General features: G+C 45.0%; 15 protein-coding genes. 11 read left to right on the top strand and 4 right to left on the bottom strand.

The window, feature by feature from the left end:
- Window positions 1-635 precede the first annotated feature (635 nt).
- Genes ACMXYU_RS05325 through ACMXYU_RS05315 form a run of 3 tightly spaced genes read right to left on the bottom strand, consistent with a single transcriptional unit; the run spans window position 636 to window position 3,110 of the window.
- Entirely contained in the window at window positions 636-1,256 is a 621-nt protein-coding gene (locus tag ACMXYU_RS05325) for a gamma-glutamylcyclotransferase (protein WP_415900537.1), read from the bottom strand.
- 18 nt (window positions 1,257-1,274) lie between these two features.
- Window positions 1,275-2,717, bottom strand: a complete 1,443-nt coding sequence (gene rmuC, locus ACMXYU_RS05320; protein ID WP_415900536.1) for a DNA recombination protein RmuC — start codon at window positions 2,715-2,717, stop codon at window positions 1,275-1,277.
- 6 nt (window positions 2,718-2,723) lie between these two features.
- Entirely contained in the window at window positions 2,724-3,110 is a 387-nt protein-coding gene (locus ACMXYU_RS05315) for a hypothetical protein (protein WP_415887523.1), read from the bottom strand.
- Window positions 3,111-3,263: 153 nt separating this feature from the next.
- Between ACMXYU_RS05315 and ACMXYU_RS05310 the strand changes: the two genes are divergently transcribed.
- The 10 genes from ACMXYU_RS05310 to ACMXYU_RS05265 all read left to right on the top strand — a co-directional run bounded on the left by ACMXYU_RS05310 (window position 3,264) and on the right by ACMXYU_RS05265 (window position 11,838).
- Window positions 3,264-4,313 carry an ion channel gene (locus tag ACMXYU_RS05310; RefSeq protein WP_415900535.1) on the top strand — a complete coding sequence of 350 codons (1,050 nt, stop codon included), beginning with the start codon at window positions 3,264-3,266 and terminating at the stop codon, window positions 4,311-4,313.
- Window positions 4,314-4,329: 16 nt separating this feature from the next.
- Window positions 4,330-4,731: a DUF350 domain-containing protein gene (locus tag ACMXYU_RS05305; protein ID WP_415900534.1), complete on the top strand. Its 402-nt coding sequence runs from the start codon at window positions 4,330-4,332 to the stop codon at window positions 4,729-4,731.
- Between the two features lie 13 nt (window positions 4,732-4,744).
- Window positions 4,745-5,338 carry a DUF1190 domain-containing protein gene (locus ACMXYU_RS05300; RefSeq protein WP_415900533.1) on the top strand — a complete coding sequence of 198 codons (594 nt, stop codon included), beginning with the start codon at window positions 4,745-4,747 and terminating at the stop codon, window positions 5,336-5,338.
- A 7-nt stretch (window positions 5,339-5,345) separates the two neighbouring features.
- Window positions 5,346-6,509 (top strand): glutathionylspermidine synthase family protein, encoded by a 1,164-nt coding sequence (locus ACMXYU_RS05295; protein ID WP_415900532.1) that lies wholly within the window; start codon window positions 5,346-5,348, stop codon window positions 6,507-6,509.
- Between the two features lie 165 nt (window positions 6,510-6,674).
- Window positions 6,675-7,313, top strand: coding sequence for an O-methyltransferase (locus ACMXYU_RS05290; protein WP_415881778.1), 639 nt, complete (start codon window positions 6,675-6,677; stop codon window positions 7,311-7,313).
- Window positions 7,313-7,711 (top strand): hypothetical protein, encoded by a 399-nt coding sequence (locus ACMXYU_RS05285; protein ID WP_415900531.1) that lies wholly within the window; start codon window positions 7,313-7,315, stop codon window positions 7,709-7,711. Before ACMXYU_RS05290 ends, ACMXYU_RS05285 begins: the two co-directional genes overlap by 1 nt.
- Window positions 7,712-7,741: 30 nt before the next feature.
- Window positions 7,742-10,078, top strand: a complete 2,337-nt coding sequence (locus tag ACMXYU_RS05280) for a YdbH domain-containing protein (protein WP_415900530.1) — start codon at window positions 7,742-7,744, stop codon at window positions 10,076-10,078.
- 31 nt (window positions 10,079-10,109) lie between these two features.
- Window positions 10,110-10,310 (top strand): YnbE family lipoprotein, encoded by a 201-nt coding sequence (locus ACMXYU_RS05275; RefSeq protein WP_415881781.1) that lies wholly within the window; start codon window positions 10,110-10,112, stop codon window positions 10,308-10,310.
- A gap of 12 nt (window positions 10,311-10,322) precedes the next feature.
- A complete protein-coding gene (locus ACMXYU_RS05270; protein ID WP_415881782.1) occupies window positions 10,323-10,661 on the top strand; it encodes a YdbL family protein in 339 nt (112 codons plus the stop codon).
- A gap of 82 nt (window positions 10,662-10,743) precedes the next feature.
- Window positions 10,744-11,838 carry a lipid A deacylase LpxR family protein gene (locus ACMXYU_RS05265; protein ID WP_415900529.1) on the top strand — a complete coding sequence of 365 codons (1,095 nt, stop codon included), beginning with the start codon at window positions 10,744-10,746 and terminating at the stop codon, window positions 11,836-11,838.
- Between the two features lie 53 nt (window positions 11,839-11,891).
- On the opposite strand, the gene ACMXYU_RS05260 is transcribed toward ACMXYU_RS05265, so the two are convergent.
- Window positions 11,892-13,721 (bottom strand): EAL domain-containing protein, encoded by a 1,830-nt coding sequence (locus ACMXYU_RS05260; protein ID WP_415900528.1) that lies wholly within the window; start codon window positions 13,719-13,721, stop codon window positions 11,892-11,894.
- Between the two features lie 266 nt (window positions 13,722-13,987).
- Here ACMXYU_RS05260 and gcvP point away from each other — a divergent pair, with 266 nt between their 5' ends.
- Window positions 13,988-16,888 carry an aminomethyl-transferring glycine dehydrogenase gene (gene gcvP, locus ACMXYU_RS05255; RefSeq protein WP_415900527.1) on the top strand — a complete coding sequence of 967 codons (2,901 nt, stop codon included), beginning with the start codon at window positions 13,988-13,990 and terminating at the stop codon, window positions 16,886-16,888.
- Window positions 16,889-16,934: the final 46 nt, after the last annotated feature.

Here is a 16,934-nt window from a genome sequence, read left to right as displayed (position 1 = left end):
ATTATTTCAAGCAACCTTAATTTTACTTATAACTAAAAACAAACCAACCTTTTTTCGATGAATTTTTTTAAATTCTGAAAGTTTATTTGCCCGTAAAATCAATTCATAAAAAAACACTATCTTTTCTTATCGGCACCTTACGGAAATTGTTGAGAAAATTTTTTCTATAAATTTCAAACAACTACGTTCACTCACTCCAGCATCAGGCTCGATTGTTTTAAATATAATCAACCGTTTCAATAGGTTAAAAAAACAACAAAAATCAAAATTTAATTTTGATTAATTAACTATAAATCAAAACTCAATATTGATTATTAATTAAAATATCAAAATTAAGTTTTGAATAATCACATAAAATCAATATTTAATTTTGATGATTTACAAACAAATCAAAATCCATTTATGATTATCTCTCCATTAATTAATGCTCATTAAACAACCAATAAACTTGTGCAAATCTGTATGAATTTTGTTCAACGCACTCAAGTTGGCCTCAAAAAAGCAATTATTTCTTGATGGTATAAGGCGGATATTCAAACCCAGAAAACAAGCTCAACACTGGACTCTGTAGAGAGCCCTAGAAAGCATAAAGAGGATAAAACTGAGAAAGGGGTAAACAGCTCAGAAAGAGCTTTTTAGTAATGATAGGCGCTATCGATTTCACGCCAATTTGAACCGCTGTTATCTAAGTAAGTACGAATGGTAGTTTCGCCATCTGCAAGGTAGCTATTGTCGAGAAAGTTATTCAAAACAGCCTCTCCCTGCGACGCTGCCGCTTTCAAGCAGAAGGATAGATAACGCGGGAATGGCAGAATATCGTTTCGCCATAGGTTACCCGCATAAAACTGCCCTACACGCTCATGATATTCTTGCTCGCTGCGGCATTTGCTATAGCGGTAGTGCTGATCACTTGAGCCTGTGCACATCAGCCCGGTCGAGCTTTGACCATCAATAAAAGTTTCTACTTCCACCCAGTTAAACCGATGCTCGCGTTCGAACAGCGCCTCGTACTCTTCTTGAGTACATTCAAACTGGCTGCAAATAATCTCACAACCGGGCGCAGGTAAAGTCGAGCAGGAGGCCAACTGTAAAGAGTCAGGATCAGCCTTATGCCGACTGATAAACACCACACCAACTTTATTGAAGATACGTTTGTAACCGGGGACAGTTACGACCCTGAAGTTCGTAAGGCCTGGAATGGTTTCCCTTGCGGAGGCTTCAGATAGAAGAGAGCCATATCCAACAATACTTATCATATAGATCTCCTATCAATTTTACTGGTCAGATTCTAAAGCGCGCTCAACAAGCTCAGAATTAAGCTTCTTCTTGCCATCTGCACCAAGGCTTTGCAGCATGGTCACCTGACTCACCAAATTACCACGCCCCGTTGATAGCCGCTTATTCGCAGTATCAAAAGCAGCTTGTGTTCTTTGCAGGTTACGCCCTACTTCATCCAGAGCGTCAATAAAGCCAACGAATTTGTCGTACAGCTCACCACCTCTGCGAGCGATCTCTTGAGCATTTTGATTCTGATGCTCGTAACGCCAGATATTGTGGATAGTTCTTAACGTCACCATCAATGTCGCAGGGCTTACCAACATGATGTTGCGATCAAACGCTTCTTTAAACAGATTAGGTTCTTTCTCTAACGCCAACAAGAAAGCGCCTTCGACTGGTATAAACAAAAGTACGAAATCGAGAGACCGAATACCCTCTAGCCCTTGGTAAGCTTTATCGCTCAGTCCTTTAATATGACCTCGCATCGAGATCAAATGCTCACGCAACATCCGCTCGCGCAGGTCTTTATCTTCTGTAGAGCAATATTGTTCATAAGCCGTAAGGGAAACCTTTGAGTCGACGATAACATCTTTACCATCCGGAAGATGAATCACCGCATCAGGCTGGTAGCGTTTACCTTGAACTGATGCTGATACTTGCAGCTCAAACTCGTAGCCTTTGCGTAAACCCGATTCCTCTAAGGCACGTTCTAGTACAACCTCGCCCCAGTTACCCTGAGTTTTGTTTTCGCCTTTCAGGGCTTGGGTCAGATTGATCGCATCTTCACTCATCTGCTGGTTAAGCTGTTTTAGATGAGATATCTGCTCATAGAGGGCACGACGATCTTTGGACTCTTTATCGTAAACATCTTCAACACGACGTTTAAACTCACCCAACTGCTCTTTCAGAGGTGTCAGCAGGTGACCCATATTCTCTTGATTACTCTGAGTGAATCGTTGAGCTTTCTCTTCAAAAATACGATTAGCTAGATTCTGGAACTCTTGCTTTAACTGTTGGCGAGCTTGCTCTAACACTTGAAGCTTTTCAGAATGCGCTTCTTGAGTCGCTTCATATCTCGCTTCAAGATCCGCAATCACCTCATTACGATCAGCCAATTCAAATTTGGTTTGCTCTAAGCGTTTATCAAGTTGATGCTTTTCTGTAAGTGTGTCACGCAGTCTTGGTTCTAGCGCATGCAAGCGCTCTTCGATACGTGCTTTTTGGATAGAGACTTCATGAAAGGCAGATTGCTGTGCAGCCAACTCCGTTTCGAGTTTCGCCTTTAACGAGATTATTGTTGTCTCGCTTTCAGCAACCTGCTGTAAGAGGTCTTCTTTTTGAGAAGTTAGATGCCTGTATATAAAGAAGAACAGGCATCCTGTAATCAATACGCCTAGCAGCAAACTATTCAGATCAAATGAAGCTAGCAGCTCAGGCATAGAAAATTACCAATAGAGATATAAAACGACTAGGGAAACCGCAGAGATAATCGATGACATAAATAGCGTTTTCAACTCACCCAACATAGGCTGAAGAATAACTAAATGAACCACTGGGAAAGTGATAAACATACATAGCAGTGGAATCCACCAATCTAGGTTGCTGAAACCGTACGCCATAGAGAATAGCAGTGCGACAGCAGCAAGGTTACCCGCCATAACGATCGTCATCAAACCGTTACGTTTATGCGCGAATTCAGGCTTATCCTCTTCAGGTAGTTTATTGATAGCACCAGCGCTTAATGCACCAGACATAGAGAACACACCTGAAACTAGAAAAATGATAAGAGGATCGATACTAGGCACACTAAACTCCAGAACATTGTGGATCATTTAATAACTACGCCCATGTCAGATCTTTTTTCAGGCGCTCATGGCGGGCTATTGTAAGGCTTTTCAGGCCCACTGTTAAGAAACGGCTCCCTTTTGCATCTATTATTAGATGAGATTAAAATCCCGCCTCAATTCCATGTACACGGATTTTTAATGCAGGTTTTCAAAAACTTACGCAAACTGCTCAACCGTCATTTCAAGAACATGAAATGGCAGGCTGTACTGGCGCTGCTTCTATTATATGGCCTAAGTAGCTGGTTGCTTTTGGAATGGGCAGGTGAATCCAACTTAACCGGCTCGGACTACATCTACTGGTTAATCGTAACGGCTTCGACTGTGGGCTACGGGGATCTCTCTCCTGAAACAGCAACAGGCAAAGCATTAGTTGCGTTCTACATTATTCCTTTCGGTCTTGGTCTATTCGCACTCGTCGTCGGTAAGTTTGCTGCATTCAGTGCTTTTCAGTGGAGAAAAGGTGTTATGGGTCTTAAAGAGCTCAACCTCTCAAATCATATCGTCGTAGTTGGCTGGAACGAAGTTCGTACCCTGCCTCTTCTTAAACTTCTCCAAACAGAAGCCAAGAACAACCTTAATCGTGAGATCTGCTTGTGCGTCGCTGATGAGATGGAAAATCCGATGCCAGGCCACATCGAATTTGTTCGTACCGTTTCACTAAACGATGATGAAGGCTTAAATCGTGCGAATATTGAAGATGCCTCCACAATCATTATCGATTGTGCGCATGATGATCAAACACTTAGCGCGGCTTTAAATATCTACAATCGCAACCCTCAAGCACACATCATCACCTATTTCAGGGATGAGAGCTTGAGTAACCTGCTCAAACAACACTGCCCAACCATAGAATGTACGCCTTCTGTCTCTACAGAGATGCTGGTGAAATCAGCGATGGACCCAGGCTCCAGCATTTTGCATCACGAACTTCTCAACACAACTACAGGGATGACCCAGTTCTCCGTTGTCGTACCTGAAGGTTTGCCAGAGATGTCTGTGCGTGATCTATACGTGCCATTAAAAGAAAATTATGGCGCGACCCTGATCGCTGTTGATCTAGATAACGACGGTAAACCTGAAGTGAATCCATCACTCGATAAACGCGTTAGATCAGGCTGCACCATTTATTACATTGCACAGTCCCGTTTAAAAGATTTGGACTGGGCTGCAATTACCCAACTTTCATAATTTTTAGGAGTCTCGCATGGACGCTCTACTTATTGGGCTTACCAACTTTGCTATCTATTTCGGCCTTTCACTGGTTGCCCTACTACTCTTCAAAGTCATCTATACCTTCCTGACTCCTTATGATGACTGGGCGCTAGTTAAAGAAAAAAACATGGCGGCTGCCTGTGCGCTTTCCGGTGCAACCATTGGTTTCACCATTGCCCTTTCAAGCGCCATCAGTAACTCCGTATCTATAGTAGATTTTGCTGTATGGGCAGTTATCGCACTGGTCGCTCAGTTAATCGCTTATCTAGTTGTACGTTTGTTTATGCCGAAAATCACCCAACGCATCCAAGATGGAGAAACACCTGCCGGTATCGTGCTGGGCGCGGTATCCATCGCAATCGGTATTCTAAATGCTGCCTCTATGACCTACTAAGGAGGCATCAGGGATGAAACGTACAAAAATAAACCATCTGCAAAAAAGTGATTTTGCATTTGATGCTACATGGCTGAAAAACGGACTACGTCTATCAGCTGTCGCTACTGGTGCTGCACTACTGAGTGGCTGTGATTCTGAAGATGGTTACATCTACAAATCAGTCACTGCATGTGAACTGGATAACCCAGGCTATGACGATAGATGTGAAAGCGCCTATCAAAAAGCGCTAGCAGATTGGAAACGCACCGCACCTCGATATCGTAGTGAAAGCAACTGTGCTTACGATTTCGGTAACCACCAGTGCTTCGAATACTCCCCCTACTTTATCCCGCTAATGACGGGCTTTATGTTGGGCGAAAATCATCGTACAGAGGAAGACTTCGATCTCGATTTCGACCGACCTAGAGGATTAGGCTATAGCACCCGAAGAGGCACTCCTGCTTTTCATCGCTGGGTAAGTTCATCCGGCGACATGTTTGGCGATTACCATAAGAACAAAGTTAAGGTCAGCTCTTCTGCATTCAAAGGCAGTAAAGGTAGTGCTCGTGTTATGGGTCGTGGTGGTTTTGGTAAAACCATCTCCAGTCGCTCTTTCGGCGGTTAACCTGTAGATGCTAAGAGTCACCTGCGCCGAGCGTCCTGATTGGCGTGAAACTGCTGAACAATATGGCTTCCACTTTCATACTATGTATGGGGAGCCATATTGGGATGAATCCGCCTACTATCAATTCTCTCTCGAACAGATAGAACAAGATATTGAAGCACCGACAGCTGAGATTCACCAGATGTGTCTGGCGGTGGTTGAGCATGTGGTAGGTAATGAAGAACTGCTGCGCCGCTTTCAAATCCCAGAAGCCTTTTGGGATGAGATTGCACGCTCTTGGTTTGCCTGCGAAGATAGCCTCTACAGCCGAATCGATCTTTGTTATGACGGTAAAAGCCCTGCCAAATTCTTAGAGAATAATGCGGATACTCCCACCAGCCTTTATGAAACGGGGTTCTGGCAATGGGTATGGCTTCAGCAACAGGTTGATCGCGGTCAGCTGTCTCGCAATGCCGATCAATTTAACTCCCTGCAAGAGCGACTGATCGAGCGTTTCAAAGCACTCAAAGTTCGCCAGCCTTCACGCTTACTGCACCTAGCGAGTTGCAAAGACACGATCGAAGATCGTGGCACTGTACAATATCTGCAAGACTGCGCCCAACAAGCCGGCCTACTAAACGACTTCATCTATGTTGAAGATATCGGCATCAATGAAGATCAGCGCTTTGTCGATCAGTTAGGTAAACCGATAAACTGGTTATTCAAACTCTACCCTTGGGAGTTTATGCAACGGGAAGAGTACGGCGAATACGTTGCTAAAAGCGGTACCACCTTTCTAGAGCCGATCTGGAAAAGCTTAGTCTCCAACAAAGCACTATTGCCTTTATTGTGGGAACTCTTTCCAAATCACCCCAACCTACTACCTGCTTATTTTGAAGATGATCCCCGCGCTGCAGAACTTAGGCATTATGTGCGCAAACCGATCTTCTCTCGCGAAGGCGCCAATATCAGCATCATTAATCAAGGTGAAGTCGTAGCAAAGGCCGAGGGCCCATACGGTGAAGAGGGATACATTGTTCAGGCTTGCCATCCATTACCTAAATTTGGCGACAATCACACACTGATCGGAAGCTGGTTAATAGACGATCAACCCGCTGGTATCTCCCTAAGAGAAGACAAGCACCCGATTACACAGGATCTTTCACGCTTTTTACCGCATATCATCCTTTAATAGCGATGAGTCAGTCGTAACGCAATCGGGCTAGAAAATGGTATTATGCGCGGCAATATTTAGATAACGCCCAATAAAAGCTGTTTTTTCAGTTTGGGTCATGACTTTTATCACCATCGACAACGTTAAACTAACGCCGTCGAACCTAGATTAGAGAAGATTTAAGTGGAATTTCTGGTTAACGAAGCAATTGAAGATTATGCCTTTCAAAGCACTACAGCCGAGCCTGAATTGCTGCAAGAGCTGATCGATGAAACCAACAAAAACATGGGCTGGCCGCAAAAGCTATCTGGCCGTTTAGTTGGCAGAACGCTAAAACTTCTTGCTCAGTTGCACCAACCAAAGAACGTACTAGAAATAGGTATGTTCACTGGCTATTCCGCTTTATCCATCGCAGAAGGCATGCCAGAGGATGGCAAGATTATCTGCTGCGAAACGAATCCTCGCGCAATCGACTTTGCCAAAACGTTCTTTGATCGTAGCCCTCATGGCCACAAGATCGAAGTAATCTTCGGTAAAGCGATTGAAACCATCGAAACACTGGATATGGAGTTAGACTTCACATTCATCGATGCCGATAAGCGCAACTACCTAAACTACTACCACAAGGTTCTAGAAATGACGCGCCCAGGCGGCCTGATCATTCTGGATAACATGTTGTGGTCTGGCAAAGTACTACAGCCAGAATCTGACATTGATGACGTCTTAGTCGATCTAAATAAAGAGATCGCAGCAGATCCAAATGTAGAAAACCTTTTCCTAACCGTGCGTGACGGTATGAATGTGGTACGGAAACTACGTTAATGCGACACCTAATCAGTGCGATTAATTCAGACGCTCCTCAGGTAGCGATTAACAGCAATGAAGCTGCACCTGAGGAAAGCTATACAATCGAATCTGCAGATGCGGTGCTAAAGCTTTATCTCGATACCGATGAGACAGCACCTTTAATGGCAGCACTACAACAAGTCCGCAATGCCATTATCGAAGATTTAGACCAAGTAGAAACTGTTGCCGAGATTTACGGTCTGATGTATTGGTTGCTAGCGGATCATGGCGTCGATAATCGCGGCGAATCTCTAGAAGAAACAGCCGATCGATTAGGCGATATCGATATTGAGAACGATACTGATCAATATGGCGAACTAATTTTCCACCTCAAAGATGCCGTAGAACGCTTGTACGATATAGAACTGGATTAACAACGCCGTTGTACGTTTAAGGGAGGCAGTATGCGCAGAGGTCATAAAATACTATGGGCGTGCCTCCTTTTAACTTTCACTTTTGTAATTGCCCTACCTTTAGCCGCTTATTTTTTCTCCCCAGTTATTGCACACAAGAGCCTGCAATATTGGTTGGAGCAAAATGACTTCTCCGCTGTTGAACTGGATATGCAAACGCCTAGCTGGAACGAGCTGCATATCGCTGATGTAAAACTAGAAAAACACACTCCTACTCAGATCATCAGTTATCAATCCAGCGATATCACTCTGCAGTTTAACCCTTATACACTCTGGCAAGAGCAGCGCCTCAAACTGCTATCGATGCCGCGCTCAGATATAAAAATAACCTACACCGCCGAACAGAGCAGTAAAAGCAATAATGAAGTGGTAGATCTAAGCCAAGCCCTACCCTCAGTTTGGTTTAATCAGATCCCCATTGATGCCATTCGGATTGGACAAGTCACTCTTCAATTGGATTACCCAGAAAACCAGAGCGATTGGCAGTTTATCGGCGCACTACTGTTTGAAGACGACAAACTGTATAGCCGCGTTAAAGCTTTAAGGGATGAGAAAGATTTTGGTTGGGGCGACCTGAATCTGAATAAGCAAAATCAATTTACGTTTCGGTTGTTAGAGGATGAGGAGCCTTTCTTTAATATTGCAGGTGATCTCTCGTTTGATGACAAACTGACCTTAACATCTGCGCAAGAGATCCAGCTGGCGGGTTTACAGAGCTGGCGACAAAAACTCGAACTGCACAACCTACCTATTCCTAAGTTAGAAGGCACGGTCGAACTGCAAGGTAAAATCAACTTCCCTCTGCAAACCCGTTTCTCGCCAGATGAGCTGTTAAAAAGTATCCAAATCGATCAAACCGGTAAGGCAAGAATAACTGCGTTTAACCCAATTCAGCCTCTAGAAAAAGCCTATGCCGAGTTAGAAGGTGCACTTAAGTTTTCACTAAAAGAGGCTGAGATCGCACTTAACGCTAACACCAATATACAAGTCCCCGAGCTAAATCACCCTAGCTTAAAAGAACCGATACAAAACCTGAAAGCGACCTTACAAAAGCCACTCACGATCAAAGCCAATATAGGCAAACTGCTTTTAGATGGTGCTTTGATACCAGATGTATCACCTCTACAGTTAGATATTGAAGCCGGTGCGATTGCGCTAGAGGGAATTAATGTTTCACCTACACGTTCTAAGCTAAGCCTCGATTCCATTGATCTAGCTAAAGAGAATATCTCAGGTTTGATTGCTGTTCCTCAGCTATCCATAAGCCAAGGGAAAACCAAATTCCCACAATTGAAACTGAGTTCTAAATTCACATGGGATAAAGATCAGTTAAGCAATCGCTATCAGCTATCCAGCAACGCTCCTATAAAGCTAGATCTGAAAGGCCGTGCAAATACCACCTTAAGTAACGGCAACACTCAGCTAAATTGGTCCGTACAACCTATCAGCCTCAAAGGGATTGATCGCTCACTAGAAGCCTACGTCCCTATTCCGAAAGAGCTAAGCGTGCTTAAAGGCACACTTTTCCATAAAGGAAGCGGTAACTTAAAGAACGGCAAGTTCTCAGCACGATTCAGCAACAGCATCAGGGCTACGAACCTAAGCTGGGATGAAACCTTAATTGAAGGGCTTAATTTAGATTCAACCTCCCGACTCTCCACCTCCGGCAGAGTACGCGATACAGGCAGCATTAAGCTGGATCGGGTTACAACAGGAGTTGAAATCAAAAATGTGCAAACAAGTTATCAGTATCAGCAGCGAAATAGCGGTGACCTGCTTAAACTGAAGGGTATGCAGGCTGAACTTTTTGAAGGTTTAATTAGCCTCTCAGATTTCGAGTTCAACCCCAACAAGCCCGATATCACCAGTCAGGTTCAAGTAGACAATATCGATCTTGGCGCGGTGATGGCTTTGGAAAGGCAGCAAGGGTTATCCGGTGAAGGTAAATTAGGGGGAAGTTTCCCTCTAGCTTACAAAGATAACGCTTTCACCATTACAGATGGTGTTATCAAAGGCTTAGCGCCTGGGGGCAAAATTTTGTTTGAGCCGACCCCAGCAGTGCAAGCCTATGCTGCGGCGAATGTTGGCTTAAAAATGGCGATAGAAGCGCTTCAGAATTTTCATTATGAAGAGCTGGATATAGGGCTTAACTATTTAGCGGATGGTACGGCCTTATTGGAAACTCGCTTAAAGGGTAGCAACCCAGATTGGCAAAATGGCCATCCAGTGGATTTCACGATTAATGTGGAAGAGAATATTCCTAAGTTAATCAAAACATTACAGTTTGCAGATAAATTGACGAAGACAATCGAGAAGCGTTACCGTTAATGCAGATTGAAACCAAATTTGAGGAACAACCATGAAATTAACCCATTTACTCCCACCTTTTGCGTTAGCAATTGCGTTGGCTGGTGTGAGCGGTTGTTCACCCCGCGTGGAAGTCGCGGTACCTAGCGAACCTATTACCATTAACCTCAATGTTAAAATTGAGCACGAGATTCTGGTCAAGGTTGATAGGGAAATTGATGAACTGCTCACAGAAAACAGCGATATTTTTTAAAGGGGTATGATGATGAAACAGTTTCGAACTCTATTCAGCATGATAGCCCTAGCGCTATCAATCATTGCAACACCTGCTTGGGCTATCTCTAAAGACGATGCCAAAGCTCAAGGTCTAATCGGTGAGCGTACCAACGGCTATCTGGGCATAGTTACATCTAAGCCGACTGCAGATCTAAAATCTTTGGTTGCTGGCATTAATAAAAAGCGCCGCGCTGCTTATGACAAAGGATCTAAAAAAGCTGGTGTCGAGCGTACCGTATTTGAACTACGTATGGGTCAACGCCTTCAGGACCGCACACCTGCTGGACAATTTATCCAGCTACAAAACGGCAAGTGGCGTAAGAAGTAGTTTTCAAGATTTAGCCGAGGGGACATTTCTCTTCGGCTAATTTTATCCAAATACAACTCGAAAAAAAGAAAGGGACGTTCGAATGTCAGCCCACAGCCCAAAACTGATTGCAGCGTTAACCGCTACCCTTCTCAGTACAGGCACCGCATCAGCTGATACCATCGCTTCTTTAGCCAATGACGTTAATGAGTCTAATCCGTGGACGCTCAATCTTTATTTTGAGAATGATCTGTTTTCCGAAACAGACCAAAACTACACCAACGGTATTAAAGCCTCTTGGGTCTCCCCTAATGTGAGCAACCATCTGGACGATCCGAATTTGCCCGAGTGGGTAGGCAAAGTTGCCCCCTATTTACCAAGGTTCGATCCACCCAATCCAACTGGCGAACCGATACAACGTAATGTTGTAGTGAGCTTAGGACAGCAGATCTATACCCCTGAAGATCTCGAACGTTTCACCCTTGATCCCAATGATCGCCCCTACGCTGCATGGCTTTACGGTGGTCTGTCTTACCATAGCCGTACCCGCCGCTCGATGAATACAGTAGAGCTAAATATCGGTATTGTCGGCCCCTGGGCTTTGGGAGAAGAAGCTCAAGACTTTATTCATGATCTGCGAGGATTTAAAAAGTTTAATGGCTGGGATAATCAGCTTAAAAATGAGCCTGGCATCCAACTGGTTTACGAACATAAATATCGCTTCTTAGAAGGTCCGATATCTCCACTGTTTGAATACGATACCATCCTCCATGGCGGTGGTAGCCTCGGTAATGTCGCGACCTATCTAAATGCCGGCGCAGAAGTGCGTATCGGTTGGAATCTACCCCAAGACTTTGGCACATCTGCCCTACGTAGTGGTGGCGATAATAGCGCCCCAGGTTTGGGAGATGGACGCTACCAGCGCGGTAGCCGTGACAATAATTTGGGTGTTCACGCATTTGCGTCGATGGATGGACGCTGGGTATTAAGAGATATCTTCCTTGATGGTAATACCTTTAGAAGCAGTCACTCTGTAGATAAAGAACCTTTAGTTGGCGAAGCCGCAGTAGGTATCGCGGCTCTATATAAAGGCTGGAAACTTTCGTTTGCTAAAGTCCATCGCAGTAAAGAGTTTAAAGGCCAGCCCGACGGCCATTCCTTTGGTTCACTGAGCTTAAGTTACTCTTATAGTCTCTAAGAAAATAAAAAGGCTTCCATAGGAGCCTTTTTATTTATCCGATCCAAACAAAGCTACAGCAGTTTTAAAATATCATCCTTCGACATAGGCTTAGCGAAGTAATACCCCTGCAGATATTCGCATCCCATCTGTTTTAGATAATCCGCTTGTTCGAGTAATTCCACCCCTTCCGCAACCAATTCCATCTGTAAGCCTTTAGCTAAACCCACAATCGAGTTGGCGATACAACGATCGTTGTCGGCGTCCGGTAAGCCATCTACAAACGACTTATCAATTTTTAATTTAGTAACAGGCATATGCTTTAAGCGCGAAAGCGATGAATAACCTGTACCAAAATCATCAATCGCCATACGTACACCAAGGCTAGACAGGGCCTCCAACTGCGAGCGCACAAAAGCAGAGTTTTGACCAATCAATTCCTCAACAATTTCCAACTCGATTTTGCAGGCAGGTAGATCGTGCTCCTGCAGTAAAGAAGCAATCTCCTCAGAAAGCGCCGAGTTATGTAACTGCTCAGAAGCAATGTTCACAGACACCCAATCGACCGATTTACCCTGCTGCTCAAATGTCACCAGATCTTCACAAGCTTTCCTCAACATCAAACTGCCCAATCGTTCCATCAGACCTAGCTTTTTAGCAGTAGGTAGGAATTCAGCAGGCGAGATATATCCTTTTTCAGGGTGAGGCCAGCGTACTAACGCCTCTAAGCCCATAATTTTTTCTTGCTGAGCACAGTAGATAGGCTGATAAAAAGGTACAAGCAGGGATTGTTCAATCGCTTCAACTAGATCATGTTCGAAAGTGCGCTTACTTTGCAGCTGTACCAACCAGTCTTTAGCAAAATATTGTACGCCACCACGTGTGCTCTCTTTGGCTCGCCGCATAGCTAGTTCAGCACAACGCATCGGACTACTAACCGGTTCTCCCTCTATCGGGTAGATAACCACCCCAGTGCTGCTACTGACATTGACGAACTCTTCATTGCAGATTTTTAACGGTGTACGACTTGTCAGTTTTAATTCATGAGTAAGCGAATTGAGTTGCTCTGTATCCTCAAGATTAGGAATCCATATCCCAAAGGTATCCCCACCTACCCGGGCCAAACGACAGTCAATCTGACGGGTTAATTTCTCTAGGCGTCTGGCAAACGCTACCAACAAATGATCAGCCACCATATGACCATACTGGTCATTAATGGAGGCAAACGAATCAAGGCCGATTAAAAGAAGCGCTTTTGGATTCCCACTTTCCCCACTCTCTTGTTGATTAAAGTCCAACCGCTTTTGAAACTGGTTACGCTTTTCTAACCCGGTAAGTGGATCGTACTGTTCAAGAAACTCTAGCTGCGCCCTATCTCTTAGCCACAACTCGTGTTCATTAATCATCGAGATATGATCAGCCAGTGACGCAACATAAGACATCTCGGGCATATCCCAAACGCGCTGTTCACCAACCTGTTCAAGGCATATCACGCCTTGTAAATTTCCCGAAGAAAAGATCGGAGCATCCAACATCGAGCAGATATCGTTGGGGATAAGATAAGAATTAGCAAATTCCTTAGTCCGCGGATCGGTGATCGCATTATCGGCATTGATTAACCGATCTTCCCCTATGGCTCGAAAGTAGCTAGGAAAATCTGTCTGGTAGAGGGCAGCACCTTGGTAATATTGATCCGTTTCATGAAGGTAAAGGACCTCACAGACGATCCGCTGGGCATCAGAGTCTAATTTCCAGACGCTTACCCGAGAAACATTCAACTGTTCTGCACAGGACTGAATAATGTGTTTTAGCTTCGATATCCGAGGATAATCAATAAATCCTTCCCCATGACTCAGCACTAGTAAAGATTTGTGCAGACTAATTAACTTCTCTACCGCTGGCATACCTTTCCCTACAGTGAAACTAACCTACTGATCTTTCTCCGGAAAAAGATCGGTGCTACTTACAATGATAGTTGATGATCTTACATAACCAAGTTAATTGCTGTGAATTACCCAGATCAATTTCTCATCCATAAGAAGTGCTTATATAGAACAAGGTTTCCTAAAATAAACTTTTGTCTATTTTCTATCACAAAATGAGCAAAAAACGGGTATCATTAGCCACTTTTTGAGCACACCATAATCAACTGATCACAGGTAAGTTAAAAATGCCGACACAGAATCAGGCTCCGCTTTCCGTTCTGGAGCAAAAAGATGCCTTTATAGCGCGTCACATTGGCCCTTCCGCAACCGAGCAACAAGCAATGCTTGCTGAGCTTGATGTAACTGATATGGATCAGTTGATCAGCCAAACTGTACCTGAGTCTATTATGCTCAAGTCGCCGATTGGCCTACCAGAAAGCCGCTCTGAAGATGAGGTACTTGCGTACCTAAAATCTGTTGCGCAAAAGAACAAAGTAAACACATCGATGATCGGTATGGGTTATACCGACACGATCGTGCCAAACGTTATCCTACGTAACGTTTTGGAAAATCCAGGTTGGTACACAGCGTACACGCCATACCAACCAGAAGTTTCTCAAGGCCGTTTGGAAGCAATCCTTAACTTCCAAACCATGGTGCTAGACCTAACAGGCCTAGACCTTGCCAATGCTTCCCTACTGGATGAAGCAACGGCTGCCGCTGAAGCGATGACGCTATGTAAGCGTATGTCTAAAGCGAAGAAAGCCAACACATTCCTAATCGATAGCAACGTTCACCCACAGAGCATCAGCGTTATCCAAACACGTGCTGAGCCTCTAGGTTACGAAGTAATCGTGGGCGATGTAGGCGAGTTGATCGATCAGCACGAAGTATTCGGTGTACTGGTTCAGTACCCAGGTACTTACGGTGATGTCAACGACTACGCTGAGCTAATCGAAAAAGTACACAGCAAAAAAGCCCTATTCTGTGCAGCTGCGGACATCATGAGCTTGATCATGCTGAAATCACCAGGCGAGCTAGGTGCAGACGTTGTATTCGGTTCTGCGCAGCGCTTTGGTGTTCCAATGGGTTACGGTGGTCCACACGCTGCATTCTTCGCAACACGTGATGCCTACAAGCGTTCTGTGCCTGGCCGTATCATTGGTGTTTCTGTTGATACACGCGGTAACAAAGCACTGCGTATGGCGATGCAAACACGTGAGCAGCATATACGTCGTGAGAAAGCGACATCCAACATCTGTACTGCTCAGGTGCTACTTGCCAACATGGCAGGCTTCTACGCGGTTTACCATGGCCCACAAGGTCTAAAAACTATCGCTAGCCGCATCAACCGTCTAACCACGATTCTTGCCAAAGGCCTGCAAGCAAAAGGCGTTCAGCTACTGAACAACAGCTGGTTCGATACCCTATCTATTCAGCTAGATAACGCTGAAGAGGTTTACCAAGCAGCACTAGATGCTGGTATCAACCTACGTAAGATCAGCGATAACAAGCTGGGTATGACCTGTGATGAGTGCACTAACCGCGACATCATCAACACCCTTTGGGATTGCATCCTAGGTGCAGGCCACGGTCTTGACTTGGAGAGCATCGATGCCGAGATCGCAGCCTCTGGTGAAACATCATTCGCGCCAGCATTAGTACGCGAATCTGAAATCCTGCAACACCCAGTATTCAACAGCTACCACAGCGAAACAGAGATGCTTCGCTACCTTAAGAAGCTGGAAAACAAAGATATCTCCCTTGCACACAGCATGATCGCGCTTGGCTCTTGTACGATGAAGCTAAACGCTACTGCTGAGATGATCCCAGTAACATGGCCTGAATTTGGTCAGATCCACCCGTTCGCGCCAATCGATCAAGCACAAGGTTATCAGCAGTTAATCACAGAGCTAGAAGATCAGCTAAAAGCGATCACTGGTTTTGATGCCATCTGCATGCAGCCAAACTCTGGTGCACAAGGTGAGTACGCAGGCCTATTGGCGATCCGTGACTACCACCAGTCTAACGGTGAAGCACACCGTAACATCTGCCTAATCCCAACATCGGCGCACGGTACTAACCCAGCATCAGCAGCACTGGCTGATATGAAAGTGGTACTAACCGCATGTGATGAAAACGGTAACGTAGATGTAGCTGACCTGCGTGCTAAAGCAGAGCAGCACAAAGATGACCTATCTTGCCTAATGATTACGTACCCATCTACACACGGTGTATATGAGGAAGATATCCGCGAGATCTGCCAGATCGTTCACGATAACGGTGGTCAGGTTTACATGGATGGTGCCAACCTAAATGCTCAGGTAGCGATCAGCCAGCCAGCAGAGATCGGTGCAGACGTATCGCACATGAACCTGCACAAAACATTCTGTATCCCTCACGGTGGCGGTGGTCCAGGTATGGGCCCTATCGGTGTTAAAGCACACTTGGCTCCATTTGTAGCGAACCACCCAGTACAACAGATCGAAGGTCCTAAAGCTGAGAACGGCGCAGTATCTGCTGCACCATGGGGTAGCGCATCTATCCTACCGATCTCTTGGGTTTACATCGCACTTATGGGCGGCACAGGCCTTCGCGCTGCAACAGAGAACGCTATCCTAAACGCTAACTACCTAGCGAAGAAGCTAGGCGAAGACTTCCCAGTTCTTTACTCTGGTCGTAACGGCCGTGTTGCACACGAGTGCATCATCGACATGCGTCCACTTAAAGAAGCGTCTGGCATCACAGAAGAAGATGTTGCTAAGCGTTTGATGGACTTTGGCTTCCACGCGCCAACCATGTCCTTCCCTGTGGCAGGCACATTGATGATCGAGCCAACCGAATCTGAATCTAAAGCTGAGCTAGATCGCTTTATCGAAGCGATGAGCACAATCCGCGAAGAGATTCGTCAGGTTGAAGCAAACGAGATCGACGGCGAGAACAACCCACTACGTAATGCGCCGCACACCATGGCAGACATTATCGATTCTGAGTGGAACCGCCCTTACTCACTTGAAACAGCAGCCTTCCCTGCTGATCACCTGAAAGACAGCAAGATCTGGCCAACAGTAAACCGTATCGATAACGTATACGGCGACCGTAACCTGTTCTGTTCTTGTATTCCGGTTGAAGATTACGCTGAGTAATTCCGAATTACTTATCTGATCTAATAAAATAGGCCACTAACTTAGT

The organism is Neptuniibacter sp. QD48_11, from assembly GCF_047778095.1.
Classification (GTDB): Bacteria; Pseudomonadota; Gammaproteobacteria; order Pseudomonadales; family Balneatricaceae; genus Neptuniibacter.
This window is presented reverse-complemented; position numbering and strand designations above follow the sequence as displayed.

Bases quoted from the DNA above. Each gene is read 5' to 3' on its own strand.
- ACMXYU_RS05295 (WP_415900532.1), top strand. From the start codon at position 5,346: ATGCTAAGAGTCACCTGCGCCGAGCGTCCTGATTGGCGTGAAACTGCT.
- ACMXYU_RS05275 (WP_415881781.1), top strand. From the start codon at position 10,110: ATGAAATTAACCCATTTACTCCCACCTTTTGCGTTAGCAATTGCGTTG.
- ACMXYU_RS05260 (WP_415900528.1), bottom strand. From the start codon at position 13,721: ATGCCAGCGGTAGAGAAGTTAATTAGTCTGCACAAATCTTTACTAGTG.
- ACMXYU_RS05310 (WP_415900535.1), top strand. From the start codon at position 3,264: ATGCAGGTTTTCAAAAACTTACGCAAACTGCTCAACCGTCATTTCAAG.
- ACMXYU_RS05270 (WP_415881782.1), top strand. From the start codon at position 10,323: ATGAAACAGTTTCGAACTCTATTCAGCATGATAGCCCTAGCGCTATCA.
- ACMXYU_RS05305 (WP_415900534.1), top strand. From the start codon at position 4,330: ATGGACGCTCTACTTATTGGGCTTACCAACTTTGCTATCTATTTCGGC.
- ACMXYU_RS05265 (WP_415900529.1), top strand. From the start codon at position 10,744: ATGTCAGCCCACAGCCCAAAACTGATTGCAGCGTTAACCGCTACCCTT.
- rmuC (WP_415900536.1), bottom strand. From the start codon at position 2,717: ATGCCTGAGCTGCTAGCTTCATTTGATCTGAATAGTTTGCTGCTAGGC.
- ACMXYU_RS05315 (WP_415887523.1), bottom strand. From the start codon at position 3,110: ATGATCCACAATGTTCTGGAGTTTAGTGTGCCTAGTATCGATCCTCTT.
- ACMXYU_RS05285 (WP_415900531.1), top strand. From the start codon at position 7,313: ATGCGACACCTAATCAGTGCGATTAATTCAGACGCTCCTCAGGTAGCG.
- ACMXYU_RS05325 (WP_415900537.1), bottom strand. From the start codon at position 1,256: ATGATAAGTATTGTTGGATATGGCTCTCTTCTATCTGAAGCCTCCGCA.
- ACMXYU_RS05300 (WP_415900533.1), top strand. From the start codon at position 4,745: ATGAAACGTACAAAAATAAACCATCTGCAAAAAAGTGATTTTGCATTT.
- gcvP (WP_415900527.1), top strand. From the start codon at position 13,988: ATGCCGACACAGAATCAGGCTCCGCTTTCCGTTCTGGAGCAAAAAGAT.
- ACMXYU_RS05280 (WP_415900530.1), top strand. From the start codon at position 7,742: ATGCGCAGAGGTCATAAAATACTATGGGCGTGCCTCCTTTTAACTTTC.